The organism is Clostridium novyi NT (assembly GCF_000014125.1).
GTDB classification, from domain to species: domain Bacteria; phylum Bacillota; class Clostridia; order Clostridiales; family Clostridiaceae; genus Clostridium_H; species Clostridium_H novyi.
Map to the genome: position 1 here is coordinate 1668451 of NC_008593.1, position 20471 is coordinate 1688921.

Sequence of the window (20471 nt, forward strand, 5' to 3'; positions counted from 1 at the left end):
TTTTTATCTAATGTAAGTATATTCAAAATGTAAAATCTTTATATAATTTATATTTTATTGACTTTTAAACTATATAATGATAGAATTGCCACAAAGAAATAACGAACATTATTTTAATCAACTTAAAAATCATTCACAAGTTTTAATTATATCAAAGGGGGTTGTTTTAAAGTGAAAAACAAAGAAATAGGAGGTAGTTGCATGACAGACTTTTGGACAAATTTTAAAAACGGTAATTGGACTCAGGAAATAGATGTACAAAACTTTATTCAAAAAAATTATACTTTATATGAAGGTACTGATGATTTTTTAGCTAATCCTACAGAAAAAACTAAAAAAGTTTGGAACAAAGCATATTCTCTTATATTAGAGGAACTAAAAAAAGGGATAATGGATGTGGAAACTAAAAAGTTCTCATCTATAGATAATTTCGCTCCTGGTTATTTAGATAAAGATAATGAAACTATAGTAGGTTTTCAAACAGATGCTCCCCTAAAAAGGATGATGAATCCTTATGGTGGTATGAGAATGGTAAAGCAATCTTTAGAACAATATGGTTTCAAAATGAATGATGGACTAGAAGAAACCTTTGATGAATTTAGAAAAACTCATAATGAAGGTGTATTTGATGCCTATACTGAAGAAACTAGAACTGCTAGACACGTTGGTCTTTTAACTGGACTTCCTGATGCCTATGGAAGAGGAAGAATTATAGGAGACTATAGAAGAATAGCTTTATATGGTATTGATTATCTAGTAGAACAAAAGAAAAAAGATTTAAAAAATTTAAAAGGACATGCTACAGAATCTCTTATTAGACTTCGTGAGGAAATTTCAGAACAAATAAAAACACTAGGAAAAATTAAAAACATGGCTAAAAGTTACGGTATTGATATATCTAACCCAGCTAAGAATGCCAAAGAAGCTATGCAATTTATTTATTTTGGATACTTAGCCGGTGCAAAAGAAAACAATGGTGCTGCAATGTCTCTTGGTAGAATCTCAACTTTTATGGATATATACATTGAAAGAGATTTAAAAAATGGTTTAATTACAGAAGATGAAGCTCAAGAAATAATAGATCAATTTGTAATAAAATTAAGAATGATTCGTCATCTTAGAACACCTGAATACAATGAACTATTTGCCGGTGATCCTAATTGGATAACTGAATGTATAGGTGGAGTTTCAATAAACGGAAAACCTTTAGTTACTAAAACTTCTTTTAGATTTTTACACACTTTAACTAATTTAGGACCTGCTCCAGAACCTAACATGACAGTGCTTTGGTCTGAAAAACTTCCTGAAGAATTTAAAAAGTATTGTGCTAAAATGTCTATTGAAACTGACTCTATTCAATACGAAAATGATGATCTTATGCGTCCTGTATACGGAGATGATTATGGAATCGCTTGTTGTGTATCTGCAATGCAATTAGGTAAACAAATGCAATTTTTCGGAGCCCGCGCTAACATTGCAAAAGCCCTTTTATATGCAATTAACGGTGGAATAGATGAAATCAAAAAAGAATCAAATGGTGAATTAATAAAAGTAGTTCCTAACATATCAAAAATTAATGATGATATTTTAGACTATAATATTGTAAAAGAAAACTACTTTAAGGTTTTAGAATATGTAGCTGATTTATATGTAAACACTATGAATACTATTCACTACATGCACGATAAATATGCTTATGAAGCAAGTCAAATGTGTCTTCATGACTCACTTGTTCACAGAATAATGGCATTTGGTATTGCTGGGCTTTCTTGTGCCGCTGATTCATTAAGTGCTATTAAATACGCAAAAGTTAAACCTATTAGAAATGAAGATGGACTAGCTGTATCCTTTGAAATAGACGGTGATTTCCCTAAATACGGAAATGACGATGATAGAGTTGATGACATTGCAGTTGCAATTGTAAAGAAATTCTCAAAAGAATTAAAAAGACATAAACTATACAGAGATGCTGAACACACTCTATCAGCACTTACTATAACTTCTAATGTTGTATATGGTAAGAAAACTGGATCTACTCCTGATGGAAGAAAGCTTGGAGAAACTTTAGCTCCTGGTGCAAATCCTATGCATGGAAGAGATACTAATGGTGCTCTTGCCTCTTTAAATTCTGTAGCTAAAATACCATATAGACAGTGGTGCCAAGATGGAGTTTCAAATACTTTCTCTATAGTACCAAAAGCTCTTGGTAATGATAAAAATACTAGAATCTTAAACCTGGTAAATATACTAGATGGATACTTTTATCAAGGTGGCTTCCATTTAAATGTAAATGTATTAAACCGTGAAACATTAATTGATGCTATGGAAAATCCAGAAAAATACCCTACTTTAACTATAAGAGTATCTGGATATGCTGTTCACTTTAATAGATTATCTAAAGAACAACAACTTGAAGTAATTAAAAGAACTTTCCATGAAAGAATGTAATATGCTTACTGGATATATTCATTCTTTTGAAAGTATGGGACTTGTAGATGGACCTGGTATTAGAAATGTAGTTTTTCTACAAGGTTGTCCCCTTAGATGTTCATTTTGTCATAATCCTGATACTTGGGATTTTAACACTGGTAGTAAAACCACTCCAGAAGAATTGGTAGAAAAAATTATACGCTTTAAACCTTATTTTAAAAATAATGGAGGGGTAACTTTTTCTGGTGGTGAACCTCTTATGCAACCTGAATTTTTACTTAAAGCTTTAAAGCTATGTAAAGAAAATAATATTCATACAGCCATAGATACTTCTGGATATTACAGTGATCATCTAAATGAAATATTAAATTTTACTGATCTAGTTCTTTTAGATATTAAACATGTAGATGACTTTAGTTTTAAATCATTGACAGGTGTTTCTATGGAAAGGCTTCTTAGTTTTATAGAAACCTTAAATAATTCAAGCTGCAAGGTTTGGATTCGCCACGTTGTTGTACCTGAAATAACGGATTCCATAGAACATATTAAATCTTTAAAAAAGATTATAAAAAAAATAAACAATGTAGAAAAAATAGAATTACTTCCCTATCACACTTTAGGAGTGAATAAATATAAAACCTTAAATATAGATTATAAATTAAAGGATGTAAAACCTATGGATCAAAATAAACTAAAGATACTACAAGAATTTTTAAATTTACCATAAAACTCTATACCAATAACGTATTTAAAATAAATTTCTTAATAATTAAGCCTCAGAATATTGTATATAAATTGCTAATATTCTAAGGCTTTTAATTTATCGCTTTAACTTATTCTTTTTATTACCTATTCTTAAGATCTCATCTGTTATATCTTCATTTTTATCATTAAAAAACTTTGTGTAATCACGTTTATAGTGCATATCTATATCTTTATTGGCCTTAGTATATGCAATATAAAATTCTTCATTAGGAATATCTATATTGTACTTTTTATCAGTATAATTTATAAGAATTCTTTTTAAATTAGTATTATGCTTTTCACCTACTACTAATATGTATTTTCCATTACTTGTTTCAATTATTTCATCTATAAACTCATTTGAACTAGCTCCTGTCGTTTCTACTTTATATTTGTTATTTATGCCTTTTTTTAGTTCACCATATCCTAAAGACTTATTATCCTTATACAAAACAATTTTTTTGTCATCTATATCTTTAGTGTTTATTACTTCACAATTAAAATCTTTTTTAGGCAGACCTCTATTTCTAAAATCTTCAATAGCCTTTTGAATGTCATTAGTATTATTTTTTATATGATATACTTTATTATACCTACCTATTATACATGGTGCTATTATAAATATACTAACTAACTTTATTAAGTTTTTATTCATATTAGTTTTGTGTTTTTCCCCCAACATATTTATCCCAAACCTTCCTAATATCTTCTTTAAACTTATTTATAATAATTATATACTAACAACATGTATTATTCAAAATACATTCAAAACTTCTATAATTTTCTTATAAAATCTTTAATATAAAATGTAGTAAAATAAAAGTAGTATCAATAAATTATTAATACTACTTTATATTTTGTATATTTATTCCCTAAACAGTTGAGATTTACAATATCCCATAGTAAACCATCCACAATTTTTACAGATATCATAAAACGTATCATATGTTAAATTTTCTTTTATATATTTAACTAATTTCTCATACACATATTCCCTGTTTGGTTCTATTTTTAAAAACTCCAATACCTTTAAATCCAGATCGTTTACCTTTTCTTGACTTTCACATAAATTGTTTTCTAATTTATTCGGACAACATTTACATACATCATCTACTTTATTTATAACTTTCAAAGTTATATTTGGATTAGCTTTTAATTTTTCAACTATCTTATCCATATTTTTAGTAAACTTTTCACTATACCCATTTCCTAAATACCCTTGAATACAAAATAAATGATGTGCTCTTAAATTTAACATAACTTAATCAAATTTCCCTTTTGTAGCATTGCTCTTATTTTCATGCCTATTCTATAAGCTACTACAATTTTTACAATATCTAATGGTATAAAAGGTAAAGCCCCTATCATTATCACTTTACTTAAAGAAATTTTAGCTACTACAGATAATTGAATAACGCCCATAGCATACAATAAAATTATAGATGCTATTAAAAGAGCTAAACTCTTTATAACTGAAAGTTTTTTATCTGGAATTATACCTATTATATAAGCTACTATTGGAAATCCTATTAAGAACCCTCCTGTAGGTCCAACTAGACATTGCATTCCTCCTGCAAATTGTGCAAATACCGGTGCCCCTATAGCTCCTAATAATAAATACACTATCTGAGACAAAAATCCAAGCTTACGCCCCAATATTATTCCTGATAAATATATTGCAAATACCTGCATTGTAATTGGTACAGTAGTAAATGGTAATGGTATTGCTATTTGAGAAAGCACTGCTGTTATGGCTGTAAACATAGCTACAATAGTTATGTTTTTAGTACAAAATATATTTTTCATAAAACTCCCCCTTTATTGTAAACCTAATTATATTATTTAGTTTACAATAAAATTATATTCCCTACTTTTTATATTGTCAACAAATCTATTTAATTTTGTTAACAATATCATCTATTTCTATTTTAAAAATACTTTATAAAAACTCTTTCTTATGTTAAAAATTTATCCATATTATTTTAAAATAACTAGGTAACTTTTTATTATTTCATAATAATATAATAATTGGTATCTAAATAGCCTTTAATTTTTTTCTGCAAAATTATACATAATTATCTTTTATATATTATTAAGTACATTTTACTACATTATAATATTGGTTTTACTACTAATAAATATATCTAATATCCTTAAATTAACTTAATTTTATGTTAATTTAAAATTCTATTGAAATAGATTTAAAAAAGTAGTAGGATTAGTGCTATTGAAATATGTTTTAAATATGAAGGAGTGAGTTTTATGGAATCAACTACTGTAATATTAACAGAGAAATTATTAAAGTTATTAGTATTAGTTATTTTATCAGGGGTAATTAGTGCTAAAGTCAGTCAAAAAATTAAACTTCCTGATGTAGTATTATTTATATTATCTGGTGTAATACTAGGACCTCATGTTTTTAATTTAATTAATATAGATAAATATCCTTTGGGAAATCAATTAATTTTAACTATTGGTGCTGCTTACATTCTATATGATGGCGGTAGAGAAATTGAATTAAAAGTATTAAACAAAGTAAAAGTATCGGTTCTTCTTTTAGCAACAGTTGGAGTTGCAATATCAACTGGAATAACTGGATTCTTTGCAGCTAAAATATTTAATATAAATATAATGTACGCCCTTTTAGTAGGTTCTATAATAGCTTCAACAGATCCATCTGTTTTAGTTCCTTTATTTAAAAATATGAACATTAGTAGCAAATTAAAACAAACTATAATTTCTGAATCTGCATTTAACGATGCTGCTGGAGCAATTATAACATTTTCAATTATAGGTGCTTTAAGTGGTCAAGCTGTTTCAGTAGGCACTAGCTTACTACAATTACTTAAATCTGCTGGTGGCGGAATTTTAGTTGGTGTAATAATTGGTTATGTAACTACTAAACTTATTTCTAAAGGTAGATTTGGCTATCTTCAAGAATTTTCATCTGAAACTTCACTAGCTGCTGTTATGGCTTCTTATATTATAGCTGAACACTTTGGATTTAGTGGATTTATGGCAGTATTTATCTTAGGAATGATTTGTGGAAATAAGAAAATGCTAAACTGTCACGTTCCTGAAGAATACTACATTACTAATAGTAGATTTAAAGAAGTTTTAACTATAATTCTTAGAATGATGATCTTTGTACTTTTAGGAACTCACATACAATTCGATGTATTAGCTCAATATTGGAAAGGTGCTCTACTTGTAGTATTTATTCTAATATTTATATCTAGACCTATATCTGTTTTAATATCAGTTTTACTTGATAGAAAAGCTAAATGGAACTTTAGAGAAATAATATACCTTATGTGGATACGTGAAACTGGTGTAATTCCTGCTGCACTTGCTGGAATGCTTGTTTCAGTAAAATTCCAACATTCTGATATAATTTCTTCGGTTACATTTGCAACAATAATAATTACATTAACACTACAAGCAAGTACATCTAAACTTTTAGCAAAAGCTTTAAAATTAGAAAGTTAATATATTATTAAATAGTGGTGATAAAGATGATTTCTTTATCACCACTATTTTTTTATTTAAGCACTTTATTTATATTTAAAAATATAAAATTGGAAATCATATAGTTATCCTCTTGTTTATTATATTAAAATTTATATGATTTTTTTTCATATTAATAAATAATTTGTTTTTTAAATATATTTATGATAAAATAGGTAAAAATTACATTCACAAGGGGGCATCTATATGAAAAAAAAGAAAATTTTGAGCCTAATAATAGCGGCATCAATTGCATCTTCTAATCTATTTGCTATAGGGGCTAATGCAATAGAACTACCTTACATAGGTAAAGTTAATTCTAATATGTCATCTGCAAAAGATTTAACAGATGTATTAAAGGAATGGAAAAATTTCAAATATAAGGGTGAAGGTATGGTAATCTCTATAATTGATAGTGGTATTGATTATAGACATAAAGATATGAAACTTTCAGATCCTTCAAAAGCAAAAATAAAAAATAAAAATCCTGAAGGAAAAGGTAAATACTTTACAGATAAAGTTCCTTATGGATACAACTATGCTGACAAAAATCAAAATATTATAGATACTGGCAGTATGCATGGAATGCATGTATCTGGTATAGTAGCTGCTAACGGTAACAGTGATGAAGTTTCAAAATTTGAAGCTATTCAAGGAATAGCACCTGAAGCTCAATTATTTGCTATGAAAGTATTCTCTAATGATCCAGATTATCCAAGCTGTAACGATGAAGATGTAGTTGCTGCTATAACTGATTCTGTAAAACTTGGTGCTGATGTTATAAATATGAGTTTAGGTTCTGATGCAGGCTTTGTAAAAATGACTGAACCTATCCAAAAAGCTGTAAAAATGGCTGAAGAAAATGGAGTTGTTGTTGTAATATCTGCTGGTAACTCTAGCTATTCAACAAATCCAGTTAAAGTACCAGATATAGTTGATACAGCAATTATAGGAGCACCTTCTACAGCAAAGGAAGCTCTTAGTGTTGCATCTTTTGAAAATAGTAAACTAAATCAATCAGCATTAACATGTAAAATTGGTGACAGAGCTAAAGACTTTGCATACCTAGTATCAGAAGTAAGTCCTATAGATAAATTAAAAAATGAATATGAATTAGTTGACTGTAACTTAGGTACTAAAGATGATTTTAAAAATAAAGATGTCAAAGGAAAAATCGCTCTTATTCAAAGGGGAGAAAATACATTCATCGAAAAGAAACTAAATGCTCAAGATGCAGGTGCAGTTGCAGCAATTATATATAACAAAAATGGTGAAAAAGGATATATTGGCATGGCTACAGATCCTAACGTAACTATTCCTTCTATGTTTATAACAAATGAAGATGGTAAAGCACTTAAAGATTCAATCTCTAAAGGTGGAAAAATTAAGTTTGATAATAAAAAAATCCGTATAGATAATCCAAATAAAGATAATATGTCTGGATTCTCATCTTGGGGACCTGCTCCAAGTCTTGATTTTAAACCACAAATAACAGCACCAGGTGGAAACATATTATCAACAGTTAATGATAATAACTATAAATATATGTCCGGAACTTCAATGGCGGCACCACATACTTCCGGTATAATGGCACTTATATTACAACGTATTAATTCATTAGATTTAAAACTATCTCCAAAAGATAAAGTAGAACTTGTAAAAAATCTTGCCATAAATACATCTATACCTCAAGTTGATGAAGATTCTACAGAAGGTAAACTACCCTTCTCTCCAAGACAACAAGGAGCAGGACTTATAAATGCTTTAAACTTAATGAAAAACAACGTAGTAATTTTAGATGAAAACAATGAATCAACTGTAGCATTAAAACAAATTAATGAAACTACAAAAAAATTCACTCTAACATTTAAAAACTACGGAAACAAAGAAGAAATCTATATGCCTAAAGACGTGTACGGTGTATTAACTGAGCAAAAAGATAAGACAAGAGAAATGAATATAAAAGATGCCAAAATCTCTTTTGATAAAGAAGAAATAGTAGTACCAGCAAATGGCGAAACTAAAGTAACTGTTACATTAACACTTCCTAAAGATTGCCCTAAAGGAATATTTGTAGAAGGTTTCTTAAACTTCATGTCAAAATCCACTGATACTGCATCAATTGGCATACCTTACATGGGATTCTATGGTAACTGGGATGAATCAGCCATTATAGATAAACCTGTTTGGGAAAAAGATTCATACTTAAAAACAACAGGTGTTTATAAAATCTCAAACAAAGATGAAATTTTATTAGGTGTTATTGGTAAAGATAAAAAAACAGAAGATCCAATAGTAAATAAAGACCTTATCGCCATAAGTTCAAAAGATAAAGATGTTTATGTAACACCTAAAATGGCACTTCTTAGAAATGCTAAAACTATAATTGTTAATGTTTTAGATAGCAAAGGAAACTTAATTAGAACATTAAATATTGATAAAAACGTAAATAAAGATAAGTGGTCTCCATCCCCTCATGATCCACTTCTAGATGACAATTTTGAAGAATTATCTCCATGGAGATGGGATTTAACTTATTATAATTCATCTAAAGGAATTTATGAAAAAGTTCCTGATGGACAATACTATTTTGAAATAAAAGCAGCTATAGACTATAAAGACGCTAAATATCAAACTGTTAAATTACCTGTAAAAGTAGATTCTACAGCGCCTCAATTAATATATAAATCATCTACAGAAACTGATAATCGTAACTATACTTTAAGATTTAAAGCAAATGAAAATTTATCAGGCATTAAAAACTTTAAAATAAAGGTAAATAATGATTTTTATAAAGATGAAAATAATAATACTGAACTAAAATTAAAAACTAATGTAAAAAATGAATACTGTGTTAACTTAAAACTTTTAGATGGTAAAAATAATGTAGTTATATATGGTACTGATAATGCTGGAAATACTAGTGAACTTCCAATGTCAATAACTGCAAATTCTTTAAGAATAACTTCACCACAAACTGATTCTTCACTATCCTCTGGAGAATTCACTTTAAACTATACTGGAGATGAAAAACTTCTTAAAGAAGCTGATCACTACTCAATATCAGTAGACAATAATGTTGTAGAAAAGAATACTAAATCTCTTTCATACAAGCTTAAAAATGTAACTGCTGGAAAACACACTATTACTGTTGAAGCTTATGATAAAGACAATAATAAATTAAGCACATCTTCTATAAATACTGTTGTAGAAAATGATAACTTATATATAAACTTCACAGGATTAAAAAGAGAAGGTGTATTCTACAAATACCCTGCCGCTGTAGTAAGAGGTGATTTATCTACAAAAGTTAAATCATTTAAAATTCAAGGAAAAGATGTTAAAGTTAATAAAGACTTAACCTTTAGCCAAATAATAGACTTAAAAGACGGTCAAAATAAAGTTGAAGTTTTAGCTACTGATTTAAAAGGAAAAGAACATAAATATGCTTTAAATCTTTATTGTGACTTAACTAATCCAGAATTAACTATGGAAGAAAAAGATGAAGTTATAACAGTTGATAAAAATACTACATCTTACAAAGTTAAATGTTCCGTTAAAGATAATAACTACGGATTTAAATTATTTGTAAATGGTAATGAAATTGATTCAAACAAAGATTTGTATGATAAATCTGGCGAATATGAAACTGATGTTAAATTGAATGCTGGAAAAAATATTATAGAAATTAAAGCTGTAGATAGAGCCGGAAATACAACTATTAAAAAGATAACTGTAAATCGTCAATAATTAAATAAAAAAGAAACCATAATATAAATTATCTATATTATGGTTTCTTTTTTATCTTATTTCTACATTATTACTTTCTATACCATTTGGAACATTTTTATTATTAGGTATTTCCTTATTTATTGTATTTTTCTCTTCTTTGTTATTTTCTTCCTTATTGATTACTTCTTTATTTAGATTATTATTAATCTTAGGCTCATGCTTCTTATTTTGTTTAGGATTTACTACCTTAATATTTTTATTATTAGGCTTTATTACCTTAGCCTTTGGATTATTAACCATGTTATTATTCATATTTGTATTTTTATCTTTTATGTCTTTATTATTTTTTATATCCTTGTTATTAACATTTTTATTATTAATGTTAATATTGTGGTTATTTATCTTTTTGTCATTCTTCTTAATATTCTTGTCTATATCAATTTCACCACTTATATACTTGTCATATTCTTTATCTACTATATTTATTCCCTTAGTATCCTTAATAACCCCTATACGCCATTTTAATTTCGAATCCATAGCTGAATAATATAATAGGTATTGTCCGTCTTTCTTTAATAAACAAGGTCTATATAAAGTTTTCTCATCAAAAGTTCCCACTTTGTCTGTTGGTTCCATTATCTTTTTTAATGGCTTAAAATTAATTCCATCTTCTGAACAAGCATAATATAAATTTTGATTTAAAAAAACTTCTCCGTAAGCACAACATACAAATTCATAACCTACATCAGTTTTTATTAAATCTTGGTGCCATATTTTTAACTTATTGCCCTTGCCTACAAAATTACATTTCTTTAACTCTGAAAAACTCTTCCAATCAGCAGTTTCTGTGTAATATAATTCTCCATCATAATTTGTAAACCATACTTTATATTTTCCATTTTCATAATTTATAATTGGTGATAAATATGCACATTTTACTTTAAAAGTATCATTATTTAAAACTAACTTCTTATCAGTCCAATGTAATCCATCCTTACTCTTTGTTACATATATGTAATTTTTATTATTATCAGGTTGATTTTTTTCTGTCTTAGCTGGATTATATCTAAAATACACTTCTAATGTATTATTTACCATGCACATATGTATATCCGAATAATGACCACCTTTAGCTACATCCTCTGGAACAAATAATGGTTTATTATTTTTTTTTGGAGATCTAAATTTTATCCCATCATTACTTACTAATATTTGTGGGTTTTCGTAATCATCATTTGAAAAAGGATATGGAGTAAGTCCCATCCAATATTTATAACCATTCCATCCGTTCTTAAAATATAAAACTTTAGGGTGAACAGCTTGATTAGATCCATCATATGTTGGTGTATATAATGGTCTAGGTGCATTTCGTACATTTAATCCATAACCATCACTTTGACTTTCCGCATACGCCATACTAGCTAGTTTCTTCTTTTCTTTTATTTTATACTGAGTAACCAAAGTTTCATTATCAACCTTTCCTATTGGATTACTCATAAATATATAAGTTCCTATAATTCCCAAAGCACAACCTAATAATATTCTAAATATTTTTCCCATATTTCGCCTCCATAATTCATCACAACTCATAATTATATCCTCATATATAATATTAATTGTAATACATATATTTATATTTACATTTTGGTAACATTTTATGAATATGTTTCTTAGAATTATTTTCTATATTAATGAAATACTAAAAGTACAGCTAAATAATAAGGAGGAAATAAGCATGTCAAAAATAGCAAAAACTAAAAATGATAATCAATGGACTTCAGTTCCAGAACAACCTTGCAAAAAATCATGTTGTAATAAAAAACCTAAAACAGCCACTGATAATCAATGGACTTCAACTCTAAAAAATAACGTTGATGATAACAAATAAAACTTCAACAACATTACTTCGATTTTTAAGTGAAGTAATGTTGTTATTTTTTAATTAATATTTATATATTATCATATTTTAAATACTTCAATTATATCTTCTAGTTTTTCAGAAAGATTATTTAACTTCTCTGCTGAAAGTACTATTTCTTGTAATCCTGATGCTTGTTCTTCTGATGATGCACTTACCTCTTCTGATGTAGCTGCTGTTTCTTGTGCTACAGAAGATATTTTTCCAATATTATATAAAACACTATCCTTATTCTTTTTTATATCTTTTAAATCAGAATTTACATTATCTATGTTTTCTTTTAATATTTCAATAGATTCTCTTATATCATTGAAATTTTTTTCTGTAACATTTATATCCTCACCAGTTTTACTGCTAAACTTTATTGCATTATCTAACTTATTAAATACTTCAATCATGCTAGACTTAATATCATCTATAACATTCTTTATTTTTATTGCTGAATTTGAAGATTGTTCAGCAAGCTTTGTAACCTCTTCAGCAACTACAGCAAAGCCTTTTCCAGCTTCTCCTGCTCTTGCCGCTTCAATAGACGCATTTAATGCAAGTAATTTTGTTTGTTCTGTTATACCTTTTATAACTTCTGTTATTTCCTCTATTTCTTTTGATTTATCCCCTAAATTTTTAACTTCTCTTATAACTTCCAAATTTGCTTCTTTACCTTCATTAAAAGTACCCTCTAGATTTTTTAATAAACTTTTTCCTTCATCACTTACATTTCTAACCTCTTCAGAAGCTTTCATCATTTTTTCAGAATTTGTAATTGAATTTACAACAATATCATTTAATATTTCTGTTAAATGAACACTTTCATTTAATTTCTCCGATTGACTTACAGATCCATCAGCTATTTGTTGAATTGCCTTTGCAATTTCATCACTTGCTACATTTGACTGCTCCGTTATTGACAAAAGTGTATTAGAATTTTCTTTTAAATTATAACATGCATTTTTAATATTTTTTACTATATTAACTACATTATCCCTAGTGAGATTAATTGCATCAACCATATATTCTATTTCTATAGTTAATCCTGATTTTTTGTCTATTTCTTTTGTAAAATCTCCATTACTAAAATCATTTAATATATTAACAACATAATTTATAGGATTAATTATCTTCTTTTTAGTAAATCTAGATGCACCCCATATTGCCACACCAATAGATAAAAAGGCTATTATAATATTTATTATAGCTGACTTAAATATGGTATCTGTTAATTCTTTCTTAGGTATTAATCCTACTGTAATATATCCATTACTTTTCTCTACCCCTTTAAATATGACCATTTTAGTTCCATTTATATATTGTTCAAATACATCTTCTTTTGAATTTAAGATATCTAATGCATCCTTGTCCTTTTTACCTATCTTATTACTATCTCTATGAGATAGTATAGTTCCATTTTTATCTATAACCATAGCAAAACCATTCTTACCTATTCTCATATTTTTAGTAATTTTATCTATGTATCTTAACTTTATATCCAGTCCTATTACCCCAACTATATTTCCTGAACCATCCTTAACCGCTTTTGCATATGTAACTTCATATTCTTTATCTTTTCCTCTCGAAATATAAGGATCTGTTAATATGGCTTCATTAGGATTTTCTATTGCTTTTTTATACCACTGAGTTTTAGTTACATCAAAATCTTCACTTATATTTTGTTCTGGTTGGGCAATTACTTTTCCGTTTTTAGCTCCCATATATACGGCTGTTATACCCTCATGCGATTCTAAAAATGATTTTAAATTATTGTTAAGCCATTGTTCATGATCTGAACCATCTAATATAACTTTTGCATTTGGTTCTAAAGATAACATATTTACAGATTCTTTACTTGAATTATTTAGATGATTTATATACTGATTTATAGTTTTTATACTACTTATTGCTATCTGATTAAAATCTTCTTTTTGTTCTCCCTCCATAATATGATAATTTATTCCAGTTACCAATAACAATGGTACTAAAATTGATACAAATAATAAAATTAGCATTTGTTTATACAAACTTCTCTTATTTTGTTTCACTTGCTCTGTCCCCCTATTAGTTTAATTTTTTATCCTATTTATTATCGAAAAAAACACATAATTTTTAACTAACACTGTGAATCTAAACCATTGATAGACTTGTGGAGGGTGTATCTCTTGAAATTTATAATCAGCATAAATATTCCTTAAATGCGTTTCAATAAAAATTAAACCCTAATGATATATTGTTATATATCATTAGGGTTTAATTGTGTTTATGATTTGTTTTAATATCGATCCCATTTCTTCTTTAAGATTGTACTCTCCATCATGTAAGCACCAGTCGTATACAACACCTCTCATTAAAACAAATATAAATCTTGTAATTTGTTGTGATGTCATGCTATTTTTTACTTCATTCTTTTCTTGTCCCTCTTCTATTATGGCATCTAATATCGTCTGCATATGTCTTCCTTTAGTAATAAACATCTTATTATTAGAATTATACAATTGTTTCATCATATCAATTCCCATTTTTTCATTGTATTCTGCATAGTAATTAAAATATTCTATTATTTTATCTATGGTATTTTCACTAAAAAGTCTTTCTTTAATGGTATCATAAAAAAAGTCATCCGCTATTTTATAAAGTTCCGTAAAAATTTCATTCTTAGATTCAAAGTAATGATAAAAAGTACCTACCGATACTCCTGCATTTTTACAAATCTCTTGAATAGTAACATTATCATATCCCTTTTTCTTCATAAGTTGTGTTGCGATATCATATATTTTTTTCTTTGTATTCATTGCCTGAATCTGCCTTCTTGTAGGTTCTTGCATTTTTTATTCTCCTAATTTAAAAATTTAGCCATATTATTAATTATACTTTACAATTATATATTGTCAAATTTATTGCATTATTTTCAAATTAAACCAATTATTTTATTGACAAACAGATATTAATACATTATACTGAATATATTCAGTGAATACATTCAGTGAGTACATTCAGTGAGTACATTCAGTGAGTACATTATAGTTAAACGTATTTATTTAGTAAGTTTTGTATATTAAAATAGGGAGGATGTTATATGAATAAGAAATATTCAAATTTATTTGAGCCAATAAAAATTGGTAATGTAGAAATTAAGAACAGATTTGCAATGGCACCTATGGGTCCTGCTGGATTATGTTCTGAAGATGGTAGTTTTAATGAAAAAGGAATTGATTACTATGTTGAAAGAGCTAAAGGTGGCACTGGATTAATAATAACTGGTGTTACTTATGTTGAAAATGACATAGAAAAGTGCGCTATGCCCTCTATGCCTTGTCCAACACTTAATCCTAGTAGCTTCATAAAATCTGCAAAAGTGCTAACTGAAAGAGTTCACGCTTACAATTCAAAAATCTTTCTTCAATTAACAGCAGGTTTTGGACGTGTTAGTATTCCTGGTATAGTTGGAGATATTACTCCAATTGCCCCATCCCCTATTCCTCATAAATGGCTTCCTGAAATAACATGTAGACCACTTACTATAGAAGAAATTGAAACTTATATAAGAAAATTTGGTGAATCTGCAGCTATCGCAAAAGAAGCTGGCTTTGATGGAGTTGAAGTACATGCTGTTCATGAAGGCTATCTTCTTGATCAATTTACTATGACTCTATTTAATAAAAGAACAGATAAATACGGTGGTTCCTTAGAAAATAGACTTAGATTCCCAATAGAAATTTTAAAAGAAATCAAAGAAAAATGTGGACAAGATTTCCCAGTATCTCTTCGTTATAGTGTTAAAAGCTATGTAAAAGGATTAAATGACGGTGCTTTACCTGGAGAAGAATTCGAAGAAAAAGGTCGTGATCTTAATGAAGGACTTAAAGCCGCTAAAATCTTAGAAGAAGCTGGATATGATGCCTTCAACTCAGATGCTGGTACTTATGACTCTTGGTATTGGAATCATCCACCTATGTACTTTAAAAAAGGAATGTACCTTTCATTAAATGAAAAATTAAAACAAGTATTAAAAGTTCCAGTAATTACTGCTGGAAGAATGGATAATCCAGACTTAGCAAGTAATGCTATATCTCAAAACAAAACAGATATGATAGCTTTAGGTAGACCACTTTTAGCAGATGCTTATATCCCAGAAAAAATAAAACAAGACAAACTTGAAAATATTCGTCCTTGTTTATCTTGTCATGATGGATGTATGGGAAGACTTGCATTAGGTGGAGGCCTTTCTTGTGCTGTAAATCCAGCTACAGGAAGAGAAAAAGAATTCCAGCTACAACCTGCTACTAAAATTAAAAATGTACTTATTATAGGTGGTGGTGTTGCCGGATGTGAAGCTGCTAGAGTTTGTGCTATAAGAGGTCATAAAGTTTCCTTATATGAAAAAACAGACAAGCTAGGCGGAAATATTATTCCTGGTGGAGTTCCAGACTTTAAAGAAGATGACAGAGCCCTTGTTCAATGGTATTACAATGAATTAAAACAAAATAATGTTGATATTCATTTTAATACTACAGTTACAGAAGAACTAATTAGCAAATTAAACTGTGATGTTATAATTATTGCTACAGGTTCAAAACCTAGAATATTAAAACTAGATGGTGATATGGACAAAGTTTATACTGCCCAAGATGTTTTATTAAACACTAAAGAACCAGGAGATTCAACAGTTATACTCGGCGGTGGACTTGTAGGATGTGAAACTGCTCTTTGGCTTATAAAACAAGGTAAAAAAGTTACAATTATTGAAGCTCTTGATGATATACTTGCTTCAGGACCAGCAATATGTCATGCAAATAGCCAAATGCTAAAAGATCTTTTAAAGTTCCATAAAGTTGATATAAGAACTAATTCTTTAGTGTCAAAAGTAACTGATGAAGGTATTATAATAAAAGAAAATAACAATGAAGCTTCTATCCCTTGTGATTCTGTTATCTTAGCTGTTGGATATACTTCTGAAAAAGACTTATATGAAAAATTAAAATTTAATAATAAAGAAATGTATCTATTGGGAGATGCAAGACAAGTACAAAATATTATGACAGCCATATGGGATGCATTTGAAGTAGCAAGAAACATATAAATAAAAAATGAGTAGCCAACATGTGCTACTCATTTTTTATACTTTATAGATTTAATATCAATAATTTAGTATAATAATTTTATACTATTTTTCATATTTAAGGAGTATTTATGAATACTTTTAAATTTATTGTAATTAGCTCACTTTTAGCTTTACTATGTTGCATATTAACTTCATGTAATAATATATGTGGAAATAAATTACTAAAACAAATTACCACTTCTGATAATAAATATACTGCAATAGCTTTTATCAGAGATGCTGGTGCTACCACTGCATTTAGTCCACAAGTTTCATTATTTAAAGTTGGACACAACTTAACTGATTCGGATACAGGAAATATTTTTATAGGAAATAACTCTGATTTTATAGATATAGAATGGAAAAATGAAAACACTTTGATTATAAAACACAAATGTCCAAAAGAAGAAATACATAAAAAAGAAACTAAACTTAAAAATATTAATATTGAATACATAAAACTTGATGATAATAACTAAATTTATTTTTATAATTGCATTATAAGGAGGATAATTATATGCCAACATCGAGCAATAACCCTAAATGGGGGTTATATCTAATTTAATAAATCGTAATAAACTTGCTAAGATAGGTTGTATATGTAATATAATATCTCTTATTTTACCATATATATATTTTTATTTAGGAACACTCATTTTTGGTCCTTGATTTTATGTATAACATATCGCAAATCTTACTGAATAAATTTAAATTACAAAAGCCTAGATTTATAACTAATATTTTTTAGTTATAAATCTAGGCTTTTGTATTTATACACTATATATTTATGATTTACTAAACCCCAGTAGAGCCAAATCCATTCTCACCTCTAGTTGTTTCTGTCAGCTCAACAACTTCTTCTACTTTTAAAGTTAATGTTGGTTTTATAACCATTTGTGCTATTTTCATTCCTTCTTCTACTTTAAATTCTTCACTACCAAGATTTATTAATATTATACCTATTTCTCCCCTGTATCCTTCATCTATAGTTCCTGGAGTATTTAAAACAGTAATACCATGTTTTAATGCTAACCCACTTCTTGGTCTAATTTGTGCTTCTGTATCTTTAGGTAATTGAATTTTAATTCCTGTATGTATAAGTTTTCTTTCCATTGGCTTTAAAGTTATCTCCTCTACAGAAAATAAATCCATTCCAGCATCTCCTTCATGGGCTTGAAATGGTATTATAGCTTTCTCATTAGTTTTTTCTACTAAAAGTTTCATCCTAAGTCCTCCTAATTTCTTCAATGAGTTTATATTATTAATGCATTATTAAAAAGATGAGTTTTTACTCATCCTTTTATTATTTTAATCCTACATTTTGTATTACTTTAGAAAATTGTGATCCATACGCTAACATTAATAAAATTATACCAGTAATTAGTGCTAATCCTATTTTATTTTCTAAATTCATTTTAATCTACCTCTCTTATTAATTATTCTTCTAAATTATTTAAGATTATAGACCAATTAGCGCATTTTAAACTAATATTAATTTAATTCATATTCCTTATAATAATCATTTTATAAACAATTATATAATAAAAACCTTAATTTGTGTAATTATGTATATATTAAAGTTAATTTTTCAATTTATAAAATAAATCTTTATCAAATTCTTCTCCTAAACTCAATATTTCATTTCCATATTCATCTACAACACAAACGCCTTCATATGAACCATTCATAGGATATGCCCTATATTTGTGTTTAATTACTAGTAGTTTCCCTTTATATTTTCCATTTTCTATAATTTCAAAGTAATTTCCGTCACAAATAAATTTTTCTTCACCAGTTTCTACATCTACCTTATGCACAGCAGCAGAAACAGCCCAAGCTTCGGATAAAAAGTATATACTTTTTTTATCTGATGTAAATTTAGGATTAGATATACCGGCTATAACATACCTTACATCTTCCTCCTCTCTAGAACTAACTAGTAATTTTTCTTGTCCATTAGAATACTTTAACCATAATTGATTATTTTCTATATCACCTAAACCTGTTGATATAGGTGGTAAATTTGTTTCTTTTATTAAAATATCTGTAGGTACAACTTTATCCTTTATACGAAATTTACATCTTTGTGATTTTTTCATACTCTTTCCTAATACAGATTTTATATTTTTATCTACAATTAGTTCATATTCTTTAGATGACACATATCCATCCTTTGGTGGAATAACATATATTGACTTATTATTTTCTCCTAAAATAAATTTTACATCAACTTTAACTCCATCTTTATCTCTCACAATAATATTATTTTTTATATTACTATCAAAAACAACCTCATCAGAAAAAGTTATATTCCATTCTTTATTACAATCAACAACTTGATTTTGAATAATATCTAGAGCATTTGCATGACTAGAAATTGATAATAATAACCCAAGTGTAAATATTGATTTTACACAAAATGATTTTTTCATCTTCTTCATCTCTCCCTTATATCTTTAAGTGAACTTATGAAAATTATAACATATTTTGTATTTATTTTGAATTTACACTAACTATTTAGTTCCAATACTTATATATTTTAAGTATAGATATCAAATATATACTGTATTCTTATAACTCCATATTATTAAGAATCTATTTAAGTTCCCTTAGTTCATCTAATGTTAGTGTAATTCCCTTACCTATTTTTTCATGTTAAGGTGACCAATCTCTTAAATCATATTTTGGCTATTTATCATTCCAAGTAATTAAATTCAATTCTTTTGTCCACCCTTTTGATGATTCAGAAATCACCCCTATGTTTTCTTTTATTTCATTCTTTATATTTGCCAACTTAATCACTTCCCTATTACCTAATTTTCAAAATTACTTTCTACTGTCAACAAAAACATAATATTGATGGAGCTACCTTTTCGGTTTCAAGTAACTTATTGATTCCTTTTTTTGTATAATTTTATATTCTATTTATATATATAATATCCTCTTAATGAGTTATAGGTTGTTTTCTAAATTTATAAATGGACCTGCTTTAGATCTGAATTGGTATAACCTTAAACTCGCAATACCTTTACTTTCAGATGTTAAGCT

The 20471-nt window shown here is 27.6% G+C and carries 15 protein-coding genes and 1 pseudogene; 7 read left to right on the forward strand and 9 right to left on the reverse strand.

All coding sequences use genetic code 11. From position 1 onward, the window contains the following. Nucleotides 1-201: 201 nt before the first annotated feature. Both pflB and pflA read left to right on the forward strand, forming a co-directional pair. Nucleotides 202-2448, forward strand: a complete 2247-nt coding sequence (gene pflB, locus NT01CX_RS07775) for a formate C-acetyltransferase (RefSeq protein WP_011722518.1) — start codon at nucleotides 202-204, stop codon at nucleotides 2446-2448. Then, a complete protein-coding gene (pflA, locus tag NT01CX_RS07780; protein ID WP_011722519.1) occupies nucleotides 2435-3157 on the forward strand; it encodes a pyruvate formate-lyase-activating protein in 723 nt (240 codons plus the stop codon). Before pflB ends, pflA begins: the two co-directional genes overlap by 14 nt. Nucleotides 3158-3250: 93 nt before the next feature. Here the strand turns inward: pflA and NT01CX_RS07785 are convergent, their stop codons facing one another. The 3 genes from NT01CX_RS07785 to NT01CX_RS07795 all read right to left on the reverse strand — a co-directional run bounded on the left by NT01CX_RS07785 (nucleotide 3251) and on the right by NT01CX_RS07795 (nucleotide 4980). Beyond that, entirely contained in the window at nucleotides 3251-3829 is a 579-nt protein-coding gene (locus tag NT01CX_RS07785) for a hypothetical protein (protein ID WP_011722520.1), read from the reverse strand. Nucleotides 3830-4039: 210 nt separating this feature from the next. Beyond that, the gene (locus NT01CX_RS07790; protein WP_011722521.1) at nucleotides 4040-4432 is read right to left on the reverse strand and encodes a DUF1284 domain-containing protein; all 393 of its coding nucleotides are present in this window, start codon (nucleotides 4430-4432) and stop codon (nucleotides 4040-4042) included. Further along, complete coding sequence (locus NT01CX_RS07795; protein WP_011722522.1) at nucleotides 4426-4980, reverse strand: biotin transporter BioY; 555 nt, start codon at nucleotides 4978-4980, stop codon at nucleotides 4426-4428. Before NT01CX_RS07795 ends, NT01CX_RS07790 begins: the two co-directional genes overlap by 7 nt. Before the next feature lie 456 nt (nucleotides 4981-5436). Here NT01CX_RS07795 and NT01CX_RS07800 point away from each other — a divergent pair, with 456 nt between their 5' ends. Both NT01CX_RS07800 and NT01CX_RS07805 read left to right on the forward strand, forming a co-directional pair. Then, nucleotides 5437-6663, forward strand: a complete 1227-nt coding sequence (locus NT01CX_RS07800) for a cation:proton antiporter (RefSeq protein WP_011722523.1) — start codon at nucleotides 5437-5439, stop codon at nucleotides 6661-6663. Between the two features lie 225 nt (nucleotides 6664-6888). Next, complete coding sequence (locus NT01CX_RS07805; protein WP_011722524.1) at nucleotides 6889-10431, forward strand: S8 family serine peptidase; 3543 nt, start codon at nucleotides 6889-6891, stop codon at nucleotides 10429-10431. Between the two features lie 51 nt (nucleotides 10432-10482). Here the strand turns inward: NT01CX_RS07805 and NT01CX_RS07810 are convergent, their stop codons facing one another. After that, entirely contained in the window at nucleotides 10483-11973 is a 1491-nt protein-coding gene (locus NT01CX_RS07810; RefSeq protein ID WP_011722525.1) for a hypothetical protein, read from the reverse strand. Nucleotides 11974-12148: 175 nt separating this feature from the next. On the opposite strand from NT01CX_RS07810, the gene NT01CX_RS12305 reads away from it, so the two are divergent. After that, a complete protein-coding gene (locus tag NT01CX_RS12305; protein ID WP_187146693.1) occupies nucleotides 12149-12301 on the forward strand; it encodes a hypothetical protein in 153 nt (50 codons plus the stop codon). A gap of 71 nt (nucleotides 12302-12372) precedes the next feature. Here NT01CX_RS12305 and NT01CX_RS07815 read toward each other — a convergent pair whose 3' ends face one another. Then, nucleotides 12373-14367 carry a methyl-accepting chemotaxis protein gene (locus NT01CX_RS07815; RefSeq protein ID WP_011722527.1) on the reverse strand — a complete coding sequence of 665 codons (1995 nt, stop codon included), beginning with the start codon at nucleotides 14365-14367 and terminating at the stop codon, nucleotides 12373-12375. 198 nt (nucleotides 14368-14565) lie between these two features. Beyond that, complete coding sequence (locus tag NT01CX_RS07820) at nucleotides 14566-15147, reverse strand: TetR/AcrR family transcriptional regulator (RefSeq protein WP_011722528.1); 582 nt, start codon at nucleotides 15145-15147, stop codon at nucleotides 14566-14568. A 251-nt stretch (nucleotides 15148-15398) separates the two neighbouring features. Here NT01CX_RS07820 and NT01CX_RS07825 point away from each other — a divergent pair, with 251 nt between their 5' ends. Together NT01CX_RS07825 and NT01CX_RS07830 are read left to right on the forward strand one after the other, a co-directional pair. Further along, nucleotides 15399-17402: an FAD-dependent oxidoreductase gene (locus NT01CX_RS07825; protein WP_011722529.1), complete on the forward strand. Its 2004-nt coding sequence runs from the start codon at nucleotides 15399-15401 to the stop codon at nucleotides 17400-17402. A 110-nt stretch (nucleotides 17403-17512) separates the two neighbouring features. Then, nucleotides 17513-17902 (forward strand): DUF5412 family protein, encoded by a 390-nt coding sequence (locus NT01CX_RS07830; protein ID WP_011722530.1) that lies wholly within the window; start codon nucleotides 17513-17515, stop codon nucleotides 17900-17902. Between the two features lie 316 nt (nucleotides 17903-18218). Here the strand turns inward: NT01CX_RS07830 and dut are convergent, their stop codons facing one another. From dut to NT01CX_RS07850, 3 genes and pseudogenes are all read right to left on the reverse strand, one after another. Next, nucleotides 18219-18647, reverse strand: coding sequence for a dUTP diphosphatase (dut, locus tag NT01CX_RS07840; RefSeq protein ID WP_011722531.1), 429 nt, complete (start codon nucleotides 18645-18647; stop codon nucleotides 18219-18221). 356 nt (nucleotides 18648-19003) lie between these two features. Further along, complete coding sequence (locus tag NT01CX_RS07845; RefSeq protein ID WP_011722533.1) at nucleotides 19004-19855, reverse strand: hypothetical protein; 852 nt, start codon at nucleotides 19853-19855, stop codon at nucleotides 19004-19006. Nucleotides 19856-20018: 163 nt separating this feature from the next. After that, nucleotides 20019-20216: pseudogene (locus NT01CX_RS07850) on the reverse strand (YdbC family protein). Nucleotides 20217-20471 lie beyond the last annotated feature (255 nt).